Genomic DNA, 1,486 nt, shown 5'->3' on the forward strand with positions numbered 1-1,486 from the left:
CGTCCGCCGCCGAGCCGTTCCCGTTCGCGCAGGACGTCCCCGGCGCCTCGCCGCGTCCGTCGGCGAGCGGCGGGGCGCCGCTCGCCGCCGCACCGCCGGCCGCGCCGGACGAGCCGTGGCTCACCGAGCCCAAGAAGAAGGGCAAGCAGCCCAAGGGCAAGAGGCCGGGCGGGGGACGCGGCGCGAAGCCCGTCCTCATCGGCGTGGCGGGGCTCGCGATCGCCGCGGTCGTCGCCGCGGGCGGCTACGTCCTCTTCATGGGGGGCGATGACGAAAGCGGGGGCGGCGGGAAGGGCAGCGCCGTGCTCGCCGGGTCGGTGTTCGCCGCGGCCGGCTCCGGCAACGCCGACGGCCGCGACCAGCGCCTCAGCGACGTCGCCGCGCTGGGCACGACCGTCGTCACGGTCGGCGGGGAGTCCGACTCGTCCGGGTCGCGCGGCCAGTTCCTGGTGTCCGGCGACGGCGCCAGGACGTTCAGGTCCGCGCCGGTGAAGGGCGTGGACGGCGGCGAGCCCGCGCCCGACGAGGTCCCCCAGGCCGTCGCCGGCTCCGACCACGGCTGGGTCGCGGTCGGCTCGCGTCCCGGCGGCGCCGTGCTGTGGACCAGCCGGGACGGCCGGAGCTGGGAGCGCCTGCCCGACGAGGCGGCCCTCCCGTTCGGCGGCGGCACCCGCGTCACGAAGGTCGTCGCGGCCGGGAGCGGGTTCCTGGCGCTCGGCGACAGCTCCCGCAAGGGCGACTTCAGCGACAGCGTGCCCGCCGTGTGGACGTCCGCGAACGGCCGCGCCTGGCAGCTCAGGACCGGCGACCAGCTGGCCCTGCCGATCCGCAAGGGCCAGATCTCGCTGGTCACCGCGACCGGGCTCGGGAACACGCTGCTCATGGAGGGCATCCACGCGCCCGAGCCGAACAAGCCCGCGCGGTTCCGCAAGCTGTGGCGCTCGCAGGACGGCGGCCGCACCTGGACCGACTCCGACGTCCCCGCCCCCAAGGGCACCCGCGGCCTGATGGTCGGCGGCGGCCCGGCCGGGTTCGTCGCCGTCCGCGAGATCAAGGGCGAGTACGGCCAGGCGTTCACCTCCAGGGACGGCTCGTCGTGGCGGCAGGCAGGCAAGGTCCGGGCGACCGGCTACCAGCGGATCGGCGCGGTGGTCGGCGACGCGCAGGGCTTCGCCGCGATCGTCGTGCGGGGCCGCGACGTGCTCGTCTCGCGCAGCGCGAACGGCGCCCGATGGCAGGACGCGGGCAGCGTGCCCGCGCAGCCGGGCCGCGAGGTGCGGGCGTACGCGCTCGCGGGCGGGCAGAGCGTCGTGGTCGGCTCGCAGAACGACGCCGGCGACGTCAACGCGCTGCTGACGGTGCTCGGCCGCACCGGCGCCGAGGTGCCGGTCGACCTGGCGAAGGTGCCGGGCGCGGTGCACCGCGACCACACCGTGTCGGCGGTGGCGGCCGGCGGGACGCGGGCGCTCGCGGTCGGCAGCGCGGC

At 77.5% G+C, this 1,486-nt stretch carries 1 protein-coding gene; it reads left to right on the plus strand.

From position 1 onward, the window contains the following. A partial coding sequence (locus E1291_RS43015) for a hypothetical protein (RefSeq protein WP_207401271.1) occupies positions 1 to 1,486 on the plus strand: 1,486 nt, incomplete at both ends.

The sequence above is a fragment of the Actinomadura roseirufa genome (assembly GCF_900659635.1).
GTDB classification, from domain to species: domain Bacteria; phylum Actinomycetota; class Actinomycetes; order Streptosporangiales; family Streptosporangiaceae; genus Spirillospora; species Spirillospora roseirufa.